Raw genomic sequence first — 22,009 nt, forward strand, 5'->3', positions numbered from 1 at the left:
CGCGTCACCGTTCGGTCAGGGCGTCCAGCGCACGTTCGGGTTCACCCGTCCGGACCAGTCGAAGACGGCCATGTTGTCCCACTGGTTTCCGGTGCCGTTGATGTTGGCCGGGTCCCACCCGTTGCCGCGGACGGCGTACCAGGTCGGTTCCCAGTAGAAGACACCGATCGCGCCCGCGTTGCGGGCGGTGTTCTGCACCCAGTCGAACTCCTGGGCCTGCCCGGACCAGGTCGCGCTGATGCCGTCACAGGTCGCGTCGCCGATGGCGTTCGGCTCGCTGTCGGCGTTGTCGCGGGTGAAGGGGTACGCGGTCTCCGCGATCACCACCGGCTTACCGTAGCGGCCGCGCAGGTCCACGATGTTGTTGTAGAGGTTCGCCAGGGTGCCGTGCCACACGCAGTAGTACGACAGGGCCGTGATGTCCCACTGCACGCCCTGCGAGCGGATGCCGTCGTAGAACCAACGGGCGTTGGCGTTGCTGTCGGCGTTGGCGGTGTGGATCATGACCGGGATGCCGCTGCCGCAGTCCTTGGTCGCCCGGTAGCCCTGCTTCAGCAGGCCGGCCAGCGGGGCAAAGTCGTTGTCGACGACCTTCCCCTCGTCCCACAGCATGCCGACGTTGATCTCGTTGCCGATCTGCACGCTGTCCGGCGGCGTGCCCTGCCCCCGGAGGCTGGAGCAGACGTCGTAGGTGAACGCGTACACGTCGGTGCGCAACTGGCTCAGGCTGTGGCCGACCCAGGCCGCCGGCTTGTACTGCTTGCCGGGGTCGGCCCAGGTGTCGGAGTAGTGGAAGTCGATGAGCACCTTAAGGCCCTTCGCCCTGGCCACCCTCGCCTGGGCCAAGACCCTGCTCTTGTTGTTGTAGCCGCTGACCGGGTTGTTCCAGACACGCAGCCGGACGTAGTTGACGCCGACGGACTTCAGGATGTCCAGTGGGTCGCGGGCGACACCGCCGGCGTCGTAGTACCTGGCACCCAGGTCCAGGCTGCGCTGCAACGAGGAGACGTCAGCACCACGCATGCTGAGCGTGTTCGCGGCGGAGACGGGCGCGGGTGTGCTGAAGACGGCGAGGATGCTGGCCAGGGCAACCCCGAGCAGAGCCGTGGTGCGGCGACGGGGCGTGGGCGAGTGGGTGCTCACGAAACTCCTTCCGGAGCGGGACGGGCGGCGCTCAGCCCACGGCGCAGGGAGCGCCGTTCAGCGAGAAGGCGGTCCTGTCATGCCTCGACGATGCCGCCATGGCATCGATGATCGCCAACGTGTCTCACCACCCGGTCAGCGCGGCACGTCCACGAACACCCCCTAGCAATCCGGGACGGAGACGTGGGCGGTGACGATCCGCCAGCCGACGGGCAGGCGTACCCAGGTCTGGGTCTGCCGCCCGGTAGCGGCGGCGTCGGCGTACCCGAATCGGGTTGTCACGACGGCCAGGTCCGGGCCGAAGGTGGTGACGACGGGGTCCACCAGCCGGCGACCGGCCGGCAGTGGTGGCTGCGCGGCCCGCCACTTGCGCTGTTCGTCCAGCCCGTACTGATGGTCGGCGAGGCCGAACCGCACGGTCCGCTCGGAATCCCAGAAGTACGCGCAGATCCGGTCGGCATCGCCGTCGGCCAGAGCCCGCTCGTAGCCGGCGAAGGCCGCCGTCACCTCGGCGACCACGTCGGTCCGGTCGATATCCATGCGGTTCGTCCCTCCGATCCGTCGGGTCGGGAACTGGGTGGGCCCAGTCGGAGCACTGGCGCCCCCGACCGGGCCCGTCGGCTCAGCCGCTCAGCGCCGACGTCCGCTGCTCGCCGTCGGAACGGTCAGCGGCCGGATCAGCCCGATCCACGTCGTCCTCGCCAAGGTCGGGTTCACGGGGAGCGGGGCGACCGAGCGCGAAGACCGCGCAGATCGCCGCGACGAAGAGGTAGCCGAGCGCCACCTGGCCGTTGGCGTTCCACTCGATCCGCTCACCGTGGATCAGGCCGATGAACGACAGCACCGCGCCGGTGCCGGCGAAGATCGCGGCCCGGACGAACCGTTTGTCGATGATGAAGACCACCACCGCGCCGAGCACCAAGCCGGCGAGGATCGCGCCCTGACCGAGCACCAGCAGACCGTCGTAGACCACGCCGGCACCGTTGAGCGCCTCGTCGCCGACCGCTGCGGCCGTCGTACCGGCCGCTGCCAACGCGTTGTCGATCTGCCCGGTCGCCCAGGCCGCGATGTTCGGTATCAGCGCGGCGACCACCGCGGCGGCGTGCGCCCGAGGCGTCGCCTGGAACGCCTGCGCCCCGATCAGTAGTCCGATGTACAGCAGGATCGGCACGATGGCCGCCGTCGGGAAGATCGCGCCGAGCAGGCCGAACATGCCCAGGAAGCAGAGCACCGCGATCACCACGCCGGTCGCCATCGAGTAGCCGCTGCGCCCACCCGCCGCCTTCCAGCCCGGGTGTCCGACGTAGACCGCCGGCGGGAACGGCGAGCCAAGAGCCGCGCCGACCACCGCGCCCGCGCCGTCGGCGAGCAGCACGCTGCGCAGGTTGTAGTTGTCCCCGGCAGTGGCGGCGCTCTCCACGTTGGTCATGCCCTCGGTGAAGTTGTAGACGCCGAGCGGGATCGCCGTCGCCAACAGCGGTGCCATGTCGGCCAGCCCGGCGGCGAGCAGGTCGATCTTGAACGAGGGTACGGCGATGGCGATGTCCCGGGCTGCCGCCGTGACGTCCGGCACCGACATCGCTCCGCCGGCCCAGCCGATCGCGGTGCCGAGCAGCAGCGCGGCGAGCCCGATCGGAAAGTTGAACGGCAGCTTCACGTCGGTGAGCAGGCCGATCAGCAGCAGGGCGAAGACGGGTAGGGCGACCCAGGCCAGCCGCCACATCTGCCCGGCCGGGTTCATCGAGATGAACGTGATCGAGATCCCCGCGAGAGTGCCGAGCAGCGCGGCCCGGGGCGCGTACCGGCGGATGTAGGGCCCCACGAACGCGCCGATCAACACGATCACGCCGATGATGAAGGCCCACGCCAGCCCGGCCTCCCAGGCCCGCACGGGGTCCTGGGTACGCAGGTAGATCGGGAGCATGATGACGAAGATGACGATGAACATGTGCGGCACGCTCGGCCCGTACGGCAGGGCCGTCACGTCGCTGCGGTTCTCCCGCCGAGCCAGCCGGCGGGCCAGGTAGGTGTAGTAGATGTTCCCGGCGACCAGGGCGATGCCGAGCGCCGGCAGGATGGTGCCGAACACCTCCCCCTCGGGGAGGTTCACCACGGCGAGGCAGAGCCCGGTCAGGGTGAGCACGTTGACCAGGACGTTGACGCCGAAGCCGAAGAACGCGTTGGTGTCGCCGCGTACCCAGTAGGGCAGCGGGGCGGGTGAGGGTCTGGTGGAGGCCATGACTGCTCCCGGTCAGGAGGAGGGCTGCAACACGGGGGTGGTGGGCAGCGCGGCGCGGACCTGCGCCGAGTCGGCGACCCAGCCGAAGATCCCGCCCTGGGCGGCGATCATGTCGAGCCCGACCCGCTGGAACTCCGGGAAGTAGGACCCGACGCAGTCGGCGAGCACGAGGCACTCGTACCCGCGGTCGTTGGCCTCCCGGACGGTCGTGTGCACGCACACCTCCGTGGTGACCCCGGTGACCAGGAGACTACGGATGCCCCGCTCGGCGAGCAGTGCCTCCAGATCGGTGGCGTGGAAGGCGCCCTTGCCCGGCTTGTCGACGACCGGCTCGCCGGGCAGCGGCGTCAGCTCGTCGACGATGTCGTGGCCGTACTCGCCCCGGATCAGGATCCGACCGTTCGGCCCGGGGTCACCGATCCGTTTGCTGGGCGTACCGCGACTCAGCTTGGCCGGCGGGCAGTCGGACAGGTCCGGCAGGTGCCCCTCGCGGGTGTGCACGACGGTCACGCCGGCGGCGCGCGCGTCGGTCAGCAGCGCCGCGAGAGGGGCGATGGTGCGGCGAAGCTGACCGACGTCGTTGCCCAGGCTCTCCCCGAAGCCGCCGGGTTCCAGGAAGTCACGCTGCATGTCGATGACGAGCAACGCCGTGGTCGAGAGGTCGAAGGTGTACGGGGTGGGCCGCGCGGCGGCGATGGTCAGCATGGGCACCTCACATGGTCGTGGCGGCGATGACGTCGTCGGAGGTGGTGACGCAACCGAAGACGCCGCCCTGCATGGTGACCATGTGCAGCGCCGCGTCGTGGTTGGCCTTGTCGGTGGCGCCGGTGCAGTCGGAGAGGATCAGGCACTCGTAGCCCCGGTCGTTCGCCTCGCGCATGGTCGTGTGCACGCAGACGTCGGTGGTGATGCCGGTGAGGATCAGGTGGGTGATGCCCCGGGTACGCAGCACCAGGTCGAGGTTGGTGGCGTAGAAGGCGCCCTTGCCAGGCTTGTCGATGACCACCTCGCCGGGGGTCGGTGCGACCTCGGGCACGATCTCCCATCCCGGCTCGCCGCGGACCAGGATCCGCCCGGCCGGCCCGGGCGCGCCGATCTCGGCACCGATGCGCGCCGACCGCCACCGCTTGTTCGCCGGCAGGTCGGACAACTCCGGGTCGTGTCCCTCCCGGGTGTGCACGACCAGCATCCCGAGTGAACGGGCGTGCTCCAACAGTCGGGCGGTGGCCGGAAGGCCGGCCCGGGTGAGGCCGATGTCGTAGCCCATGGCGTCCACGTAGCCGCCCGGTCCGCAGAAGTCGGTCTGCCAGTCGATGCAGAGCAGTGCGGTGTGCGCGGTGTCCGCCGTACCGTCGTACGGCCACGGGTAGGGGTTGGCCGGTACCGGCCCGATGCTGCCCATCTTCTCGCCTCCTGTCGTTGTCGCTGGTGCCCGTCGCCCTACCGTCCTGCGGCGGCCTGACGGTAGGCCCGCCACCCACCGGCTGCGCTGATGTCCACAGTCGGCGGGCCGGCGGCGTACGCCTCGCACAGAAAGCCGAGCACGTCCCGTCCGTCGTGCAGCCGGACCCAGCCCAGCGACAGCGGAGCCGGCACTCCGGCCAGCAGCTCACCGACGGTGGACGACGGCAGACTCCAGAGCTCGACGTCGATCGGCTGACCGTGCGCGTCGGCCGGAGTCACCCGGACCAGGCCGGGCAGCCCTTCGCCGTCCGAGGTCTCCAACCGGTACAGCCGATACAGCGGTGCGGTCCGTGCCGCGCCGACGAGCGTGGCCCCACGTCCGGTGAGCTCGCCGTTGCGGGACTCGCCACTCAGATGCCGGCCCACCACGGCGATCAGCGTCTGGGCCGCTGCCGGCGGCGCGTCGTCCGCCGCCGGCGGCGGCGGCGCCTCACCGTCGGCGGTGAGAGCGGCGGCGAGCCGGGCCAGTGTGAGGTCGCTGAACGCCGGGCCGAGCAGGGTCAGGCTCGCCGGCCGGCCGTCGTCGGTGAAACCATTGGGTACGGTCACCGCGGCCAGGTCGAGGAGGTTGGCGAACTGGGTGTAACGGCCGAGCATGGCGTTGCGCCCGATCGGGTCCTCGGCGATCTCGTCGAGGGTGAACGTGGTGCCGACGGTGGGCACCACCAGCACGTCGATCTCGCGCCAGCGCCGGTCGACCCGGGCGCGCAGTTCGCGCAGCCGGTGCTGGCCCCGGAAGGCGTCGACCGCGTCGTAGCGCCACCCGGTCTCCAGCACGGTCCGGGTGACCGGGAGCACCGAGTCGGGGTGCCGCCGCAGGAACTCGCCCAGGCCGACGAGGCGCTCGGCCACCCAGGGGCCCTGGTAGAGCAGGTCACCAGCGGCGAAGAAGTCGTCGAGTGGCACTGGCCGCGTGGCGGCGACCAGGTTGCTCAGTCGTCGTACGCCGGTGTCGAACCGCTCGCTCTGCCCCTCGTCGCCGAAGAACTCCAGATCCTCGGCCCGAGGCACCCCGAGGCGTAGCGTCCCCGGTGCGCCGCCGCTCGCGCGTTCGGCCGGCAGCGCGCGCCCCCACGGGTCGGTCGTCGACACACCTCGGGCGGTCTGCAGCACCTCGACGGCATCCGCGACGTCGGTGGCGAAGACCGATACGCAGTCCAGCGAGCGGCAGGCCGGGACCACACCCGCCGTGCTGAGCAGGCCCCGGGTGGGCTTGAGGCCGACGATCCCGTTCAGCGCCGCCGGGACGCGGCCGGAGCCGGCGGTGTCCGTACCCAGGGCGAAGCTGACCTGGCCCGAGGCCACGGCGACCGCCGAGCCGGAGCTGGACCCGCCGGAGACGAGCCCGCCGCCGAAGACGCTCTCGCAGCTGCCGTACGGCGATCGGGCGCCGGTCAGGCCGGTGGCGAACTGGTCGAGGTTCGTCTTGCCGACGAGGAGGGCACCGGCGTCGAGCAGTCGACGCACGACCGGAGCATCCTCGGCGGCGCGGTACGCGAAGTCGGGGCAACCGGCGGTGGTGGCCATGCCGGCGACGTCGATGTTGTCCTTGACCGCGAAGGGAATTCCGTACAGCGGCAGGTCGGCGGGGTCGCGGTGGCGGGTCAGCCAAGCGGCGTGGGCCCGTAGGTCGTCGGCCGCGACGGTGCTGATCCAGACCGGCCCGGCGTCCTGGCCGGCGAGCTCGGCCACCAGACGTTCGGCCTGCTCGACGGGGGTCGTCGCGCCGCTGAGGTACGCCGACCGCAGCGCCGAGAAGGATCCAACGGTCTCTGACATACTGTCGATTGTCGACAGTTCTGTTACGAGCGACGGCGCGATTCGTAACGAGCCCATGTCGAGCCGCCCGTGGTGGCTACCCGAGGTACGAGCGCGCGCCGTGCGCGGAGAGCACGGCCAACACCTCCTCGGGGTCTCCCCCTGCGACGGCCTCGAACAGCCGCTCGTGCCGGTGGACGCCGTCCAGCGGCTGCGCCAACTCCGCCTCCCGACGCAGGTTGATCGCCATGTAGAGCTGCAACTTCACCAGAATCGAGTCGTACACCGCGGACAACTGGCTGTTGTCCGCGAGCGCCACCAGCGCGACGTGGAACGCGCGGTGCGATTCGGCGACCGCCATCCGATCGCCGAGACGGACCGCCTCCGCCATCCGGTCCAGGGCCGTCCGCAGGCCGACCAGGTCGCTCTCCCGGCCCACCGGGATGCCCGCGCGCACTGCGAAACGCTCCAGCACGTCGCGCAGCTCGTACAGCTCCCGTACGTCCCGCTCGGAGAGCGTGGCGACACGGACCCCCCGCCGCGGCACGTGCTCGACCAGCCCTCGCTGGGCCAGAAGCCGCAGCGCCTCGCGCAACGGCGCTCGACTGATCCCCAACCGCCGGGTCAGCTGCTCCTCCACCAGGCGCTCACCCGGGTCGCTCCTGCCGCTGAGGATGTCCCGGGTTAGCCGGGTGACGGCGAGGTCCACCAGGCTGACACTCTCCAGCTCACCATCCATCGGCGATGCGGCCACGTCGTTCACCCCGCCGAGTCTGCCACCTGCCGCACGACGACCCGCGTCGACGCGGTCCACTCGGCCCGGCGCGGAGGCGGGTGGCCCCCGAGGTTGGCTGAACCGATTCCGGGTGGGGTCCGTGTGGATGCCGAACGGCCGCCGGACGTGCGGGGGCCGGGATAGGAACTGGGAGACCCCGAGATGATGCGCAAGTATGTAGTGCCCTTCGTTGCACTGATGACTGCCGGCGCGGTGGCGTTGACCGCGTGCGGTTCGACAGCGGAGGCACCCGCGCCGGCGAGGCCGTCCGCCCCGGCCGGTGGGGAGGCCACCGCGCCCACCGACGGCGCGGCGGGCGGCGACTTCGCGCTGCTCTCGGGCACCGCGAAGTCGAACAGGTCGGAGCCCAACACCGGAGACTGGGCGGTGCCGAACGGTGGCGTCGTGTCGGCGGCGGCCCGTCAGTCGTCGCAGCGGTGGGTCCAGTTGACCGCGAGCAGGGCCGGCGACCTCGATCCCGTGGTGGTGAACGGCGCAGGCCTGACGCTCTACCGCTTCGACAAGGACAGCAACAACCCGCCCACAGCGACCTGCAACGGCGAGTGCGCGCAGACCTGGCCTCCGGTCACCGTCGCGCCGCGCGGCAAGGTGTTCATCGCGGGGGTCAGGAAGTCGGCGGTCGGCACGGTCAAGCGTGCCGACGGCACCCTCCAGGTCACCATCGGCGGCTGGCCGGTGTACCGGTTCGCCAAGGACACCAAGCGGGGCGACACCCTGGGCCAGGGCGTCGGGGGTACGTGGTTCGGTGTGACCCCGACCGGCGGCAAGGCCGGCGCGCCGCAGGGTGGACAGGACGACAACCCGGACACCGGTGACGCGACCGCTCCGCCCGCCACCAGTGCCGTCTTCTTCGACGAGGCCAACTTCAGTGACAACGGCGCCTCCCAGGGCGTGTCCGGCAGCGGTTGTCAGAACCTGCCCCGCCCGGGTGCCCCCTCCTCGGTCGCGGCCCCCGGCTCGCTGAAGATCTGGGCGGGCCCGAACTGCACCGGCCGGGTGCAGGTCATCAACGGTGACGTCGCCGACCTCGCGACGATCGATTTCGACAACGCCGTCGTCTCGGTCCGCTTCAGCTGACCGTCCGATCCCGACCGACGGGTGTGCCGGTCCGGCTTCTGCCGGACCGGCACACCCGTCGTCGTAGCGTCCTGCGCCGATCGGCACGACGTGCCCCCACGCGTCGACGGCGGCTTCACCGTCGGTGCGGCGACGTCCTGGCCGAGGAAGGCCTCATGCTGCGGGGGCACGGAGGGCGCTCGCCAGCCGCTTGGCTGGCCGCCGCTGTTGAGCGGTATACCTCAGAGTCATACTTATGACTCTGAGGTATACCGCTCACTACCGCATCCGCCCCCATGGCGATGACCAACGGCCACCGTCTACAGCTTCGCGGTGACGTACACCTTGCCGTCGGTGTTCTCCACGCGGACCTCGCCGACCTGAGCGGGGTCGATCAGGGCGCTGCCGTCCAGCGTGGTGCCGTCGGCCGCCCCGCCCTCGGACACCAGCCAACTGCCACTCAGGACGGCGTTGCCGTCCTTGCCGACGACCAGCAGACGGCAGCGCTCCCCCTGAGGGATCCCGGACACCGCCGCGTTGACCCGTACCCACCCGGGGGCCGGGGTCACCGCGACGGTGAGCCGGGCACCGGTGCCCGGGTCGGTCGTGCTGGCGTTGCGGGTAGCCGGGTCGGCGGCGGTCACCGTGGTCGACGGGGCTGGCAGGGCGCGTGTGTCGGGTGCGTCGTCAGTGGCGCGACCGAGCAGGACGCCGCCGGAGGCGGCGGCGGCGAGAGCCACCACCGCGGCAGCGCTCAGGAGCACCCGGCGGCGTTGGCGATGCCCTGACGATTCGCTGCGGACCTGGCGCAGGGTGCGCTGCAACAGCAGATCGCCGCCCTCCGGAGGGCCGTCGAGCAACATCGCCTCGGGTACGGCCTCGAGCGCGTGCTTCCACTCCTGGAGTGACTCGACCTCGGTGCGGCACTCCGCACAACTCGCCAGGTGCTCCTCCACCCGTCGGAGCTGCTCCTGGTCGAGCTCGCCCATCAGATAGCCGCCGATGTCCACGTGGTCACCGGCCGGCACCGAGTTGTCCGATTTCATGAGGCAGACCGTTCCACTCGGTTCAGTGCGCCGCGATGTCGCGTAGCGCCCGGAGTGCGTAGTAGGAGCGTGACTTGACCGTTCCCGGCGGGATACCCAGCGCTTTCGCGGCTTCCGCGACTGTACTCCCGAGTAGGTAGACCTGCTCAAGGACCTCGCGGTGCTCCTGCGAGAGGCGGTTGAGGGCGTCCACCACCACCATCGAGTTGACCACCTGGTCGGCGTGGTCCCGCTCGACGGCGACGTCCGTCGGGCTCTCCGGCACCTCGGGCGGTCGCGCCATTCGGGCGCGCACCGTGTCGGTGATGAGGTTACGTACCACGGTGAGCAGCCACCCCCGCACCGATCCCTTGCCGTTGACCAGGGTGTCCGGGTGACGCCAGGCGCGTACCAGGGCCTCCTGGACGATGTCCTCGGCGATGGCCCGGTCGCGGGTCAGTTGCGTCGCGTACGCGAGCATCGCGCGGCCGTGTTCCTCGTACAGGGATCGGATCAGGGCCTCGTCCGCTACGTTCTGCCGACGATCGGGCCGCAAACCCGCCATGAGTACCGTCCTCCGTTGACCCCGGCCCGGCGGTCGCCACCGGTGCATCCGGGTACCCAGGATGCCTGCCGCACTGTCGAATACCGGCAATGCGGAACGAATGTGTTTGTAGGCTCACCTGGGTGAACTTTCGGGCTTTTGGCCGATCGGCGCTGCGGCTTTGCCTCCGTCCGGAGCGACCACGAACCAGAGCCCGTCGGCCCCCTGCCCGGCGGCCTGGCCGGGCACCCGGTCGTCCGCGAAGCGGTAGACCGGCCGCCCACCCACTGTCACCTGGCGGGTCCCGTCGGTGCGGGGCACCGCGCCCAGCCGGGCGGGATCAAGGTCCTTGAACGAGACCTTCTCGTTCACCAGGACCGGCAGCCACTCGGTCAGACACTGCTCCGTGCAGTTCGACTGCGGGGGTGCGGCGCTGTCCTGGTCGAACCGATAGAGCGTGAAGCCCTGCCCGTCGAGCACCACCGGGCCGAGTTCCGGGTGTTCTCCAAGCTGGACCGACGCGGGCCAGTAGCCCCCGTCCGGGCTGCGCTGCCCCAGGGCGTTCCGCGGGTTGGCGGCGCCCGGCTGTTGCACGGCACCGGTTCGCGTGTCGGCGGCGGCGTCGGGGGCGGGCAGCGCGACGGGGTCGCCCACCACTGTGGTGCATCCGCTGACGAGCAGCGCTCCAGCCAGCGTCAGTGCGCCGAGCAGTCGGTGCGGAACGGGCGCTTTCATCGGCACACCAATCGTTTGCGAGGTTCCGGCGGGAGGATCAGCGGCCGAGGACCGGGATGAGCCGACCGCGCGGGGTGGGACGGTCGAGATGCAGGCCGAGCACCCCGACATCGAGGGCCCCGTCGGCGTCGATGTCGAACCGCCAGACGGTGTTCGGCGCGTCGCCGACGACCACCACGGCCGCCGTGCCGTCGGAGGCCGCCGCCAGCGCGCCGAGGCCTTCCCACTCCTCGGGCGGGAGCGGGGCGGTGACCAGCACCAGGTGGTCGCGAAGCGCCGGAGACCCGTGCGTGTCCTGCGGGTCGTCGCCGGGCAACGTCAGGACCGAGCGCACGTCGACGACGACCCGCACCCGTTCCGGGACCGGCCAGGGCGGGGGTGGTGGGCCGACGACACTGATCGCCACCGACGTCGCGGCGTAGCGGCTGATCTCGTCGAGGAACGCGCCCGCCAGGCGGTACGCGGCTGCCGGTTCGCCGGTGAGCGCGACGATCCCGGGTGCTCGTCCCAGGTTGACGACTGTCAGTTCACCGCCGACGGTGCCGACGGTGGCGAGCATCGGCAGCCCGCCCCCGTCAGCGGTCACCGCCTGGTCGAGGTCCCACCTCGGCGCTTCCCAGATCGCACCCTGCTGCCGTGCCCGCCACGGGGGCGGCGGGTCCGGCAGCGCCGGCGCCAGCCGGAGCGACACCCGGTCCGCGCCGACCATCGCCGCGTACACCGGAGGCTGGGACGCCGGTGCGGCGACCTGCCGCAGGGCGCGGTCCAACGCCTGTCGTGAGCCCGGCGCCGGTCGCGGCGGCTCGGCCACGCGGCGGCGTCGGACCAGCCGGATCAGCACCGGTACGACGACCGCGAGCACCACCGCGCCGATGCCCAGCAGCGTCACCGCGACCGGTCGGAGCCCGACGGTTCCGCCGCCGACCGGAGGAGCCGGGGGCGCCACTGCCGGTCCCTGCTCCGGTTGGTCGACCGGCGGAGCCTCCGGTTGCCGGCTCAGGTCCGAGGTGGCCGACGGCGGTGGACCGACGCGGATCTCACCGGAGGTCGCGCCCTCGGGGAGAACGAAGACCCAGCCGGCGCGGATCGGCTGCGCCGGATCCGTCAGCGTTCCGCCGTCCGGCTGGGTACGTCCCCGGTTCAGCTCGAAGATCTCCGGCCAGCGCCGGCTGTCGCCGAGCACCCGGTCGGCGACCCCGGGCAGCGTCAGCTCGCTCTCCGCGCCCGGTTGCCCGGGTACCACCCAGTACGGCACCGACGGTTCGACGGCGTCCGCCCCGGTCGGGGTCGCCAGCAGGAACGCGGTGACCACCGCCAGGACCAGTCCGGCGTACGCCCTGGTCGCGGACATCTCACGCGGCTCCGTCGGCGTCGACCGAGTCGCGCAGGGCGCTCGCCTGTAGGCGCATGGCCCGTGGTCCGCCCGGGTTGACCAGCACGTCGAGCCCGTCCGGGAGCAGCCCCACCAGCTCGGTCAGACCGACCTGCCGCCACTGCGGCGCGTCGACGCGTGCCTGGTCGAGTGCGCCGGAGGCGACCACCACACAGGCCACCCCGTCCGGGGCAGACGTCACGGCCACCTCGCCCGCCTCGTCGAGCGCGACCATGACCAGGCTGTCCCGCAGCGTCCGCAGCACCAGGCCGACGTCGGCCCGGTCGGTGGCGACCAGCTTCGCCGCCGCGTCCACGGCGCTGGTGGGTGAGTCGTTGTTGCGCGGCTGGTACAGCGGGTTCGCCTCGAACCGTCCGATGGTCCCGTCGTCCTCGACCAGCCAACCGCCGACGATCGTCTCCACCGGCGGAGCCTCCGTGGGCTGCTCGTCGTCGCTGTCCAGCAGCAGCATCCAGTTGCGCTGCACGTCGGTCTCGTCGTGCTCGCTCATCAGGACCTTCTCCTCTGCGTCGGAATGATCTTCCGGAATTCGCCCTTGCCGTCCTTCGGATCGTCTGTGCTCTCCACGGCCAGGGTCGCGATGGTCTCACCGGGATTGGTGAGCAGGCCGTCCTCATCAACGCCCCGGGCCGCGTGCACTGTGTTGTTCGCCGCGAAGATCTGCCGCCGGTTGCCGAGGTCGTGCATGACGTCCGCGAACTCCTGGCCGGCTTTGCCGCTGATGTTGGCGAAGTTGCAGGAGATCATGGCGATTGCTGCCTTCGGGTTGGCCTCGGCGAGCGCCCTGAAGTTCGGATCGTTGCTGAGGATCTTGGCCATGCTGGCGCCAGGGACGCTCACCACCTTGCCGTTGGACAGGGTCACGGCGGCGCTGTCCGGGCTGCCGTGGGCGAAGATGAACATCGGGTCGCTCCTCAGATTGCTCCACGGAGCCGGCAGGAACTGGTTGCCGGCGAGGGTGGGCTCACTGCCGGGCAACTGTCGGAAGGCCTTCGCACCACCGATGCCCATCGAGCCGCCCAGGTTCTTGCCGGAGGCGAGGTTGGCCTTCTGCGCTCCCCAGTCGGTGAAGTTCTCGACGTCGGTCGACCTGCTGGGGAAGATGACGCCGATCTGCTTGCCCTCGCTGTCGCGCAGGGGCACGGACCGGACGTCCTCGGGACGGAACGTCTTCAGGCGGCCCTTGTCGGTCATCCCGGCCAGGAGGCTGGGGTCGGCGGCGCGCCTCTCGTTGGAGATCCTGAGGTCGCGCGCGAAGCGCATGTCCTCGATCTTGTTGCCGATCGACGTGAACACGCCCTTGATGGTCTTGCCGAGGCCGACCGTGGTGACGGCACTGTCGATCCCCGCCCCCGGGGTGGGTGCCTTGCCGCCGCCCACGCTCCGGGTACTCCCCGGCGCGCCGCCGAGCCCCTTGATGCTGTTCTTGATCCCCTCCGAGACGCTGCCCGGCAGCTTGTTGCCCGCACTGCCAGCGATCTTGACGATGCGACCGACGAGCCGCCCGCCCGGCACCAGACCGAGCAGCAGACCTCCGGCGGCCAGCCCGATCGCGGCGGGATCACCGCTGAGCGCCGCCGCCGCGAGGTCGATCGCACCGGAGAGGAAACCGATCGCCTGACCCAGCGGCGGGAAGATGAACGAGGCGATCACCGACAGCGCGTCCAGGATCAAGGTGATCCACTGGATGACAGTGCTGCGGAGGAAGTCGATGAACGCCTGGAACGCCTCGACGATCTTCTCCCAGAGCGAGCGCTGCGGCGCGTCCTTCGCCAACCCCCGCAACGTCTGCGCCGCCGTCCGGGCGGCCTGATCACGTAACGCCGTCGCCTGGCCCAGCAACGCCTTCGCCTGGTCGATCGCCTGCTGGGCGTCGGCCGCGCGGCTCTGTGCGGCGGCGTCGTCGTCACTGGCCTTGTCCTTCGCGGCCTGGTCCGCCGCCGGATCGCCGCCCAGCGCGGTGATCGCCGCCTGCGCCGAGGCGACCGCCGCCTGCGCGGCGGCCTGGTCGCCGGACGCCTGCCGGGCCTGGTCGAGGGCCCGCAGCGACATCGCCTGCGCCTCCTCCAGCGACGGCAGGTACCGCACGTACGCGTCGGCAGCCGCAGCGTAGGAGTTCGCCATCCGGTCCAGCCGCCCGGGCAGCTTGCCGATCAGGTCACGAAACGCCTCCATCGCCTTGCCCTGACCAAGGTGCACCTGCCCTCCGGAGGCGAGCAGGTCGTACGCCTCCCGCGTGGTGGTGGACAGCTCCTGGTAGGCCCGCGTGATCTCGTCGAAGGACTCCGGATCACCGGGTACCGGGTCGGAGTCCACCTGCAACACCGACCACTCGGCGTCTCCCGGACGCGTCATGACCAACCTCCCCATCGCACCGACCGCTCCCCGCTCCGGCCAATGCCGTGAGCCGACTCGCACACGTAGCGATCGTGGAAACGGTTCAGCCGGACTGAACCGATCCGACCGGCCGTCCGTGTACGGCGCGGAGTCATTGACCGGACCGGGGAGGAGAGCGGGGATGGGCAAGCGGAGCAGGCTCGACGCCGGGGTGGCGCGATGAGCGTGATCGACGTACCCGGCACGGAGCTGATGCGGGTGCACGACCTGTTGCAGCGCACCAAGGAGCTGATGGACAGCTCACCGATCAGGTCGATGGGTCCGGTCGTCGACACGCTGGGGCAGCGTGAGTTGGAAGGGGCCGCCCGCGAGTTCGAGATGCGCTGGGGCGACGGCCGGTACGTCGTGGCCAAGGACCTCGAAGGGGTCCGCGACGCCGCGAAGGCGGTGGCCGACGCGTTCCGGGAGACCGACGACCAGACGGCGGCCTCACTCGAGTCGGACGGAGCGACGAGTTGACCAGCGCAGGAGGCACGGCGGTAGCTGTCCCGACCGGATTCGAGCTGCGTACGCCGCCCGACTGGGTCGACTTCTCGGTCGCCGACGAGGCGAGTGAGAACCGCGTCGCCGACGACGTGTGGACCCGGGCCCGCGAGGGTGGGTTCACCGAGGAGCAGTCGGGACAGTACGCCGAGCAGCTGCGCCGGTCGGTGCGGCAGGCCCGCAACGCCGGCGCGGTGCACGCCGCCGGAACGTTCCAGGTGTACGACGACGGCGCGCTCATCGCCACGGTGCTCGTCTCCGTGGTCACGCCGCCCGCGACCGGCGACATCATCGGGGCGTTGACCGCGGTGGCGCAGCCCGCCCACGCCGACGGCACCTGGCGTCGGGTGAGCACCGCCCAGATCCCCGCGATCGGCACCGTCGGTCGGGTGCACGGCATCCAGAACGTCAGCCAGGACGGCGTCACCATGCGCTGTGCCGTGATGCACACCGTCGTACCGCTGCCGGGTGGAACGAACGTGCTGGTGGTCACCGGTTCGAGCCCGAATCTCGCAGAGGCGGAGGAGATCTTCGAGCTCTTCGCCACGATCACCGCGACATTGACCTTCTCATATGAGGGGGAGGCTTCCGCGCTCACACCGCCGGTGGCCTCCCCGGGGGAGGTCGGCAGCTAGGGGTAACTGCCGACCTGCGTTGGGGGGACACCGTTGGGGGGTGTCCCCCCAACGTCGTTCTCGGCACCCGGGCCTACGTCGGCGGGGCGTTGCCCTGCCGGCGGCAGCCGGACACCGTCGAGTCCGGCCCCGAACAGGAGCCGGACTGCGTCGCGGTGGTGCCTAGCGGGCGTCACCAATCTCGGCCAGCGACTCCCGCAGCCCGGTGGGTTCGGTGCGGGGCACCTGCACCAGGTGCAGCTTGCCGTCACCGAAGTGGGCGTGCACCCGACCCGGCCGACCGCCGCCGAGCTGGCTGCGGGACAGCTTCACGCCGATCAGCTCACCGTCGCCGAGGCCCTGCGGACTGAGCAGCGCGCCCTGCCGGTTGCGGCGGGCGTCGACGTGCCAGCCGCCGAAGCCACCGGAGAGACCGTCGATGGAACCCCCCATGATCAGCCCAAGGCCCTGCTCCGCCCCGACCCGGGCGATCTCGCCGAGGTCGCTGCCGGCGTCGCACTTGAGCAGCTGCTCGGCGTCGTCCAGGACGACCACGGCGGGCCCGGTGCGCCGGGCGAGGGCGGCCGCGAGCCCGGCGGAGGTGAAGTTCTCGCTCGTCACCAGGTCGAGCACCCCGGGCACCCCGGCCAACTCCCGCAGCGGCGATCGGCGGGGTGCCGCGATCACCACGGGTGTCCCCTTCGCCAGCAGACCGGCGACCATCGTCAGCAGGGCGGTGCTCCGCCCGGACCGGGGTGGCCCCGCCAGGATGAACGAGGGGTTGGTCTCGAGGTCCGGGCCGATGGCCGAGAGCTCGTCCCCGCCGACGCCGAGCATCGTCCACAGCGGACCGCTCGGACGCGCCAGGACGCTCGCCTGCGCCAGGGTCAGCTCGTCCGGCAGCACGTCGATCCGGAACGGGCGTCCGACGTCATCGACCGCGGCATCCCGCAGCCGCGCCGCCTCGGCGATCGCGGCGAGCGCGCGGGCCTGACCCTGCCCGGAGCTGTCCTGGCTGAGCAGGGCGATCTGCGCCTCCGCGCCGTCGACCGCCCGGATCGCCCGGCCCGTGCCGATCTCGTCCGGCAGCTGCCGGTAGTTGATGCCGACCATGCTGTAGTCGCTGCGTTCGGTCAGCCGGAGCACCAGTTTGTCATCGGTCGTCGACGAGATCCGGGTGGTGAACATGCTCCGGTCACCGGCCATCACCACGTGGATTCCGGCCCCGGCGCCTTCGCGCAACAGGGTCAGCAGGGCCGCCATGACGCTGCCGTTGTCGTAGTCGGCGAACGTCTTGTCGAAGACCTCGAACCGGTCGAGCAGCACCAGGATGTGCGGCGGACGGTCGGCCGCGGCCGCCCCGGCCCGGTACTCCACCATCCCGGCCGAACCGGTGGAGGCGAGCACCTGCTGGCGACGCCCCAGCTCCGCGACGAGGCGGGTGAACAGGCGACCGAGCCGTTCGGCCTCGGTCCGCTGCACCACGGCGCCGCAGTGCGGCAGCTCGGTGAGGGCCAGCAGGGCGCCGTTGCCGCAGTCCACGCCGTAGAGATGGACGTCGGCTGTCGAGTGCGCGCCGGCGACGGTGCCGGCGATCGTTCGCAACGCCTGCGAACGGCCGCTGCGCGACGAGCCGATGACGTGCAGGTGCCCCAGCGTCCCCAGGTCCAGCTCCAACGGCGCCTGCTCCTGCTCGGCGGGCAGGTCGACCAGGCCGTACGCCACCGCGGGCAGGTGGTAGCCGCTACCGCGCGGCGCGGGAAGAGCCTCGACGGTCAGCGTGTCCGGTAGCGCCGGCAGCCACGGGCTGTGCGGCGGCTCGATGGCGAGCTGCTCACTGGCACCCCGGACGGCCTCCACGAGCACGGCGAGGTCGGTGAGTTCGGCCGATGGCGCGGCCTGCACACCCGGACGGCTGGGCCTGGGCCGACCCAGGTCCTTCCAGGAGACCGGCGCGAGCCAGGGCGCCTGCCGGACCTCCGTGCGAGCGCCCGGACGGAACCCGCCGACCCGACCGGCCTGGAACGGCACCAGCGACGACTGGGCGAGGCGTACGAAGGCCCGACCCGGGGTCGACTTCAGGATCGAGGCCGCGTCCGGGGCGTTGAGCACGTCCTGGCTCTCGCTGGTGTCGGTCACCCGCAGGGCGATCCGCAGGTTGGTGTTCGCCCGGATCTCGGGTGACACCACTCCGCCCGGACGTTGGGTGGCCAGCACCAGGTGGATGCCGAGCGACCGTCCCCGCTGCGCGATGTTCACCAGACCGGTCACGAAGTCCGGCAGGTCCCGGATCATCGACGCGAACTCGTCGATCACGATCAGGAGTCGTGGCATCGAGGTCCGGGTCGGCTCGCGGCGCAGCAGGTCGACGTAGTCGTCGATGTCCTTCGCGCCCGCCTCGGCGAGGATGTGTTCCCGCCGCTTCAGCTCGGCCGTGAGCGAGGTCAACGCCCGACCCACCAGGTGGGTGTCGAGGTCGGTGACCATGCCGACGGTGTGCGGCAGCCGGACGCAGTCCTTGAACGCGCTGCCACCCTTGTAGTCCACGAGCACGAACGTCATCGCGTCCGGCCGGTTGGCGACGGCGAGCGAGGCGACGAGGGTCTGCAACAGCTCCGACTTGCCCGATCCGGTGGTGCCGGCGACCAGCGCGTGTGGACCGTCCCGCTTGAGGTCCAGGGCGAACGGCCCGTCCAGCGAGACACCGAGCACCGCCTCGGTGGTCCGGCCTCCGGTGGTCCACCGGGCCGCGACCGCGTCCGGCTCCGGCGGTTCCATGCCCAGCACGTCGAGCAGCCGACTCGCGTCCGGCAGGGCGGCGCCGTCGTCCGCGCCACCGGTGTCGCGCAGCGGCGCGAGCGCACGCGCCACCGTCCGCAGCCACTGCGTCGAGAGCAAATCCGGGTGCACAGCGGGGATTGGTGCGGCGAGCGTCCGGGTCACCAGCAGCGACCCGTCGGTCTGCTCGGCGACGACGGCCTGGCACTCCTCCGGCAGCAGCTTCTCCTCGGCATCGACGCAGATCGCGTACACCCCTACGGCGGGTCCTTCCCGCAGGATCTGCGTCACCCCGGGCAGGGACCGCAGCCGGCGTGCCCCGTCGAGCACCACGAGGATGTCGCGGAACGCCCCGTCGGTCCGCTCGGCGGAGCGGGCCGCGATCACGGCACTCAGTTCGGCCACGCGTCGGGCCATGGTCTGGGTGTCGGCGCCGACGGTGGCGACGGTGTCCTGGCCGTCGCGCGGTGCCGCGTGCGGTAGCCAGCCGACCCACGACCAGCCCTCCTCGTCTCCCGCGCCGGCGAGCAGGTACATCTGCAGGTCCTCGGGGCTGTGCAGGGTGGCGGCCTGCGCGACCATCCACCGCGCGGTCACCCGGGCGACGGCGACGCCCGCGATGCCGACGACTCCGTGCTTGCGCACCGACACGGTCGCCGGCACGTCGAGGGCACTCCACCGGACCTCCCGTCGATGCTCGTCCTGGCTCGGATCCCGGAGCACCACCTCGGACGGGAGGTCGGCGCTGCCGGCCCGCAGTTCGAGGAAGTCGGGGTCGGTGCGGCGTCGCTCCCAGAGGCGGCGCTCCGGCCCGACCGCGATCAGCCGTACGGCGGCGGGGTCGGGGAAGTTGTCCCGCCGGGCCAGCCGCTCGGCGGTGAGCGCCGCCTGCGCCTCGGCGCTGATCCGTGTCCGTTTCGCCTCGTACTCGGCGAGCCGGGTGCGATGGCTGGCCTTGCCCAGGCGTCGGGAGCTGATCTGACCGGCGATCAGCGCTACCGGCGACAGGATGGCGAAGAGCAGAGTCAGCGGGTTGCCGGTGATGAGGAACGCGGCTCCGGAGACCACCAGAGGGGCCAGAACGGTGATCAGGACGAGCGGTCGTCGCTCCGGCGGGGACGGCGGCGACGGCAGTGTGAACTGGGTCGGGCGCACCTCCGGCAGCAGCCGTGGCGGGCGGTTGTAGTCCAATCCGGTGCGGTCCTCGGAGATCTGCAGCGCGGCCTCGGCCCGGACCGGAACGCGGAGTTCCAGCAGGGACGAGCCCACCGCGAGTTGTCCGCCGGGGGGCCACGCCTGTTCCCCGTCGAGTTCCACCCGGTCGAGCAGGAGGCCGGGTTGCTCCGGCCGCAGGCGGCACCTGCCGTCGGGAAGGACCCGGACCGAGGCCATCACCGGGGCGAGCGAGGGGTCCGTGAGGCCGACCCGGCTGACGCTCGCGGTGCCGATGGTGTGCTCACCGAGGTCGAGCTGATAGGTAGCACCGGCGTCGGTGCCGCTGACCACCCGCACCTGCACCAGCCCCGGCGGCTGCGTCGAGGGCTCGGGCACCGGCCGATCCAGCCCGAGCACCGTGCCCTGGCGCAACGGTGCCTCGGCGAGGGTGAGCCGTGGGTCCAGTGGCGCACCGGCGACGAAGATCGCCGGTGGTGTGCCGGTGGGCTCCGGCCGGCGCTTGGCGAGCGCCTCGGCGAGTTCCCCCACGGTGTTCTCGGGGGCCGCCTCGACCTGGTATTCGATGACGGCGGTGGACGGATCCGCAACGGTGAGCTGCAGGCGCACGAGGGTCTCCTGGTCGGTGGTCCGTGGGGGAAAGACGGGCGGGGCCGCGTGGTGATTCGCTCACCACGCGGCCCCGGGCCGGTCCGGTCGTTCAGCGGCCGAGGCTGGCCCCGGTCTGGTTGTCCGTCTCGGAGAACGCGTCGCTGACCTGCGAGAGGTACTGGCTGATGCCCTCCATGCCGTTCAGGGTCTGGTCGACGCTGCCCTTGTACTCGTCGAAGTACGGGCCGAACTTCTGCTGGGCGGCCGGGGTGTTGTAGCCACCCTGGATCAGGGTGTCGATCTTGCTCTTGGCCTGGTTCATCCCGTCCAGCAGCGTCTGCATGTTCTGCTTCAGCCAGGTCGAAGACTCCTGCATGTCCTCGCTGACGATGTGGTAGGTGGCCACGTTCCGCTCCTTCAGGTCGTCGGTCGTTTCCGGCTCCGGGGGGCGGCCCCTCCTGGGTCGCCTTCCGCCGTCGCCGCCACCCACACGGACGGTTGCCCGAAACGGTTCAGCGCGAGATTCGACGTCGTGACCGGAGACTCGTCCGACCTCGACGGTGAACCAGTTCGCCGACCGCTTCGTGTGGATGCCGGACCGCGCGGTTGGGCGCGGTCCTCCCCGAACACGAGGTGGAGCAGAGATGCTTGTGCACAGCCGGGTCGCGCTGAGCGCGATCGCACTGGCCAGTCTGGCGGCCCTGGGCGCGTGCGGCGACGAGGTGACCGGGCCGGCCACGCCGGCCACGGCGGCTGCCCCGACGACGGCCCCCACGGCCGCGCAGCCGACGCCGAGTTCGACAGCCGAGTCCGGCACTCCGCCGGAGGTGATCGAGGCTCCGGCGACGCCGCTCGCCGCGCCGACGGTGGCGAAGACCCAGGGTCGCGTACGGATCTACAACGGGCCGTCCGACGTCGCGCTCTCACCCGCGCCGGACACGGGACGGGGCAGCACCGTCATCCAGCTCAACGGGACCGCGTCGACTGACATCGGCACGTACGTCGCGGACGGGCAGGGTCGGACGCTGTACCGCTTCGACAAGGACCGGGCCAAGCCGTCGACGTCGAACTGCGACGGTGAGTGCGCGACGATGTGGCCTCCGCTGCTCGTCAGGTCGCCGGGGCAGATCTACCCGAGCGGGATCAACCCGAAGCTTGTCGGTTACGTGGAGCGGGCCGACGGCACCTGCCAGGTGACCATCGGTGGCTGGCCGGTCTACCTGTTCGCGAACGACGCCGCGCCGGGTGCCGTCGAGGGTCAGGGGGTCGGGGGCACCTGGTTCGCGATCAGCCCGACCGGCGAGCGCACCAAGCAGCTGTCCGGTGCCCCCACAGCGGCCGCCAACTGAGCCCGCAGGAGACGACGATGACGAACCCGTACGCGGGCGCCGACGGCGACTTTCCGACTCCCGCCCCTCGGTGGACGCCGGCACCGCCGGCGCAGTGGGGGCCCGACTCGACCGGGTCGCGCCCACCCGTCGAACGTCGGCGGCGGGTCTCCCGGAAACTCCTGATCGCCGTCGTCGGCCCGGTGGTGGCAGTGGTGGCGCTGGTCGCGGTACTCGGACTGGTCTGGCCCGGCTTCTTCGTCACGAAGGTCTTCGACACGGCGGCCCTGCAGCAGGGGGTGCTGTCGGTGCTGCGCGACGACTACCAACTCGACGCGGACCTCGTCGCCTGCCCACCGGGGCGGTCGGTCGAGGTGGGCAGCCGCTTCTCCTGCTCCGCCCAGGTGGCCGGCGTGCCGAAGACGGTCACCGTCACGGTGCTGTCCTCCGACGGCCGGTTCGAGGTCGGTCGGCCGCAGTGAGGTGCGCCGG

At 71.4% G+C, this 22,009-nt stretch carries 20 protein-coding genes; 5 read left to right on the forward strand and 15 right to left on the reverse strand.

The features are described 5' to 3' along the window. Positions 1–15: 15 nt before the first annotated feature. The 7 genes from O7631_RS26605 to O7631_RS26635 form a co-directional block, all read right to left on the reverse strand. Positions 16–1,101: a glycosyl hydrolase 53 family protein gene (locus O7631_RS26605; RefSeq protein WP_278148028.1), complete on the reverse strand. Its 1,086-nt coding sequence runs from the start codon at positions 1,099–1,101 to the stop codon at positions 16–18. 204 nt (positions 1,102–1,305) lie between these two features. After that, positions 1,306–1,683 (reverse strand): AtzH-like domain-containing protein, encoded by a 378-nt coding sequence (locus tag O7631_RS26610; protein ID WP_278146786.1) that lies wholly within the window; start codon positions 1,681–1,683, stop codon positions 1,306–1,308. Between the two features lie 82 nt (positions 1,684–1,765). Further along, positions 1,766–3,382: a regulator gene (locus tag O7631_RS26615; protein ID WP_278146787.1), complete on the reverse strand. Its 1,617-nt coding sequence runs from the start codon at positions 3,380–3,382 to the stop codon at positions 1,766–1,768. 12 nt (positions 3,383–3,394) lie between these two features. Further along, positions 3,395–4,087 (reverse strand): cysteine hydrolase, encoded by a 693-nt coding sequence (locus O7631_RS26620; protein WP_278146788.1) that lies wholly within the window; start codon positions 4,085–4,087, stop codon positions 3,395–3,397. A 7-nt stretch (positions 4,088–4,094) separates the two neighbouring features. Further along, on the reverse strand, positions 4,095–4,784 hold the full coding sequence (locus tag O7631_RS26625) for an isochorismatase family cysteine hydrolase (protein ID WP_278146789.1): 690 nt from the start codon (positions 4,782–4,784) through the stop codon (positions 4,095–4,097). A 38-nt stretch (positions 4,785–4,822) separates the two neighbouring features. Continuing rightward, positions 4,823–6,625, reverse strand: a complete 1,803-nt coding sequence (gene atzF / locus O7631_RS26630; protein WP_278146790.1) for an allophanate hydrolase — start codon at positions 6,623–6,625, stop codon at positions 4,823–4,825. Positions 6,626–6,701: 76 nt separating this feature from the next. Continuing rightward, positions 6,702–7,367 (reverse strand): GntR family transcriptional regulator, encoded by a 666-nt coding sequence (locus tag O7631_RS26635; protein ID WP_278146791.1) that lies wholly within the window; start codon positions 7,365–7,367, stop codon positions 6,702–6,704. Positions 7,368–7,577: 210 nt separating this feature from the next. On the opposite strand from O7631_RS26635, the gene O7631_RS26640 reads away from it, so the two are divergent. Then, the gene (locus O7631_RS26640) at positions 7,578–8,477 is read left to right on the forward strand and encodes a hypothetical protein (protein WP_278146792.1); all 900 of its coding nucleotides are present in this window, start codon (positions 7,578–7,580) and stop codon (positions 8,475–8,477) included. A 299-nt stretch (positions 8,478–8,776) separates the two neighbouring features. Here O7631_RS26640 and O7631_RS26645 read toward each other — a convergent pair whose 3' ends face one another. From O7631_RS26645 to O7631_RS26670, 6 genes are all read right to left on the reverse strand, one after another. Then, on the reverse strand, positions 8,777–9,502 hold the full coding sequence (locus O7631_RS26645) for a zf-HC2 domain-containing protein (RefSeq protein WP_278146793.1): 726 nt from the start codon (positions 9,500–9,502) through the stop codon (positions 8,777–8,779). A 22-nt stretch (positions 9,503–9,524) separates the two neighbouring features. Further along, positions 9,525–10,046, reverse strand: coding sequence for a sigma-70 family RNA polymerase sigma factor (locus tag O7631_RS26650; RefSeq protein WP_278146794.1), 522 nt, complete (start codon positions 10,044–10,046; stop codon positions 9,525–9,527). Between the two features lie 114 nt (positions 10,047–10,160). After that, on the reverse strand, positions 10,161–10,760 hold the full coding sequence (locus O7631_RS26655) for a hypothetical protein (protein WP_278146795.1): 600 nt from the start codon (positions 10,758–10,760) through the stop codon (positions 10,161–10,163). A gap of 37 nt (positions 10,761–10,797) precedes the next feature. Then, a complete protein-coding gene (locus O7631_RS26660) occupies positions 10,798–12,111 on the reverse strand; it encodes a hypothetical protein (protein ID WP_278146796.1) in 1,314 nt (437 codons plus the stop codon). Between the two features lies 1 nt (position 12,112). Continuing rightward, the gene (locus tag O7631_RS26665) at positions 12,113–12,643 is read right to left on the reverse strand and encodes a type VII secretion system-associated protein (RefSeq protein WP_278146797.1); all 531 of its coding nucleotides are present in this window, start codon (positions 12,641–12,643) and stop codon (positions 12,113–12,115) included. Further along, the gene (locus O7631_RS26670; RefSeq protein ID WP_278146798.1) at positions 12,643–14,508 is read right to left on the reverse strand and encodes a hypothetical protein; all 1,866 of its coding nucleotides are present in this window, start codon (positions 14,506–14,508) and stop codon (positions 12,643–12,645) included. Before O7631_RS26670 ends, O7631_RS26665 begins: the two co-directional genes overlap by 1 nt. Before the next feature lie 201 nt (positions 14,509–14,709). Here O7631_RS26670 and O7631_RS26675 point away from each other — a divergent pair, with 201 nt between their 5' ends. Together O7631_RS26675 and O7631_RS26680 are read left to right on the forward strand one after the other, a co-directional pair. Beyond that, positions 14,710–15,009, forward strand: coding sequence for a hypothetical protein (locus tag O7631_RS26675; RefSeq protein WP_278146799.1), 300 nt, complete (start codon positions 14,710–14,712; stop codon positions 15,007–15,009). Then, positions 15,006–15,668 (forward strand): hypothetical protein, encoded by a 663-nt coding sequence (locus O7631_RS26680; RefSeq protein WP_278146800.1) that lies wholly within the window; start codon positions 15,006–15,008, stop codon positions 15,666–15,668. Before O7631_RS26675 ends, O7631_RS26680 begins: the two co-directional genes overlap by 4 nt. A 162-nt stretch (positions 15,669–15,830) precedes the next feature. On the opposite strand, the gene O7631_RS26685 is transcribed toward O7631_RS26680, so the two are convergent. Next, positions 15,831–20,207, reverse strand: coding sequence for an FtsK/SpoIIIE domain-containing protein (locus tag O7631_RS26685; RefSeq protein ID WP_278146801.1), 4,377 nt, complete (start codon positions 20,205–20,207; stop codon positions 15,831–15,833). A 91-nt stretch (positions 20,208–20,298) separates the two neighbouring features. After that, on the reverse strand, positions 20,299–20,595 hold the full coding sequence (locus O7631_RS26690; RefSeq protein WP_145780117.1) for a WXG100 family type VII secretion target: 297 nt from the start codon (positions 20,593–20,595) through the stop codon (positions 20,299–20,301). A gap of 238 nt (positions 20,596–20,833) precedes the next feature. On the opposite strand from O7631_RS26690, the gene O7631_RS26695 reads away from it, so the two are divergent. Continuing rightward, positions 20,834–21,538 carry a hypothetical protein gene (locus O7631_RS26695; RefSeq protein ID WP_278146802.1) on the forward strand — a complete coding sequence of 235 codons (705 nt, stop codon included), beginning with the start codon at positions 20,834–20,836 and terminating at the stop codon, positions 21,536–21,538. A 17-nt stretch (positions 21,539–21,555) separates the two neighbouring features. After that, a complete protein-coding gene (locus tag O7631_RS26700) occupies positions 21,556–21,999 on the forward strand; it encodes a DUF4333 domain-containing protein (RefSeq protein ID WP_278146803.1) in 444 nt (147 codons plus the stop codon). The last annotated feature ends 10 nt before the right edge of the window (positions 22,000–22,009 follow it).

It is taken from the genome of Micromonospora sp. WMMD967 (assembly GCF_029626165.1).
In the GTDB taxonomy this organism is placed as follows: domain Bacteria; phylum Actinomycetota; class Actinomycetes; order Mycobacteriales; family Micromonosporaceae; genus Micromonospora; species Micromonospora taraxaci.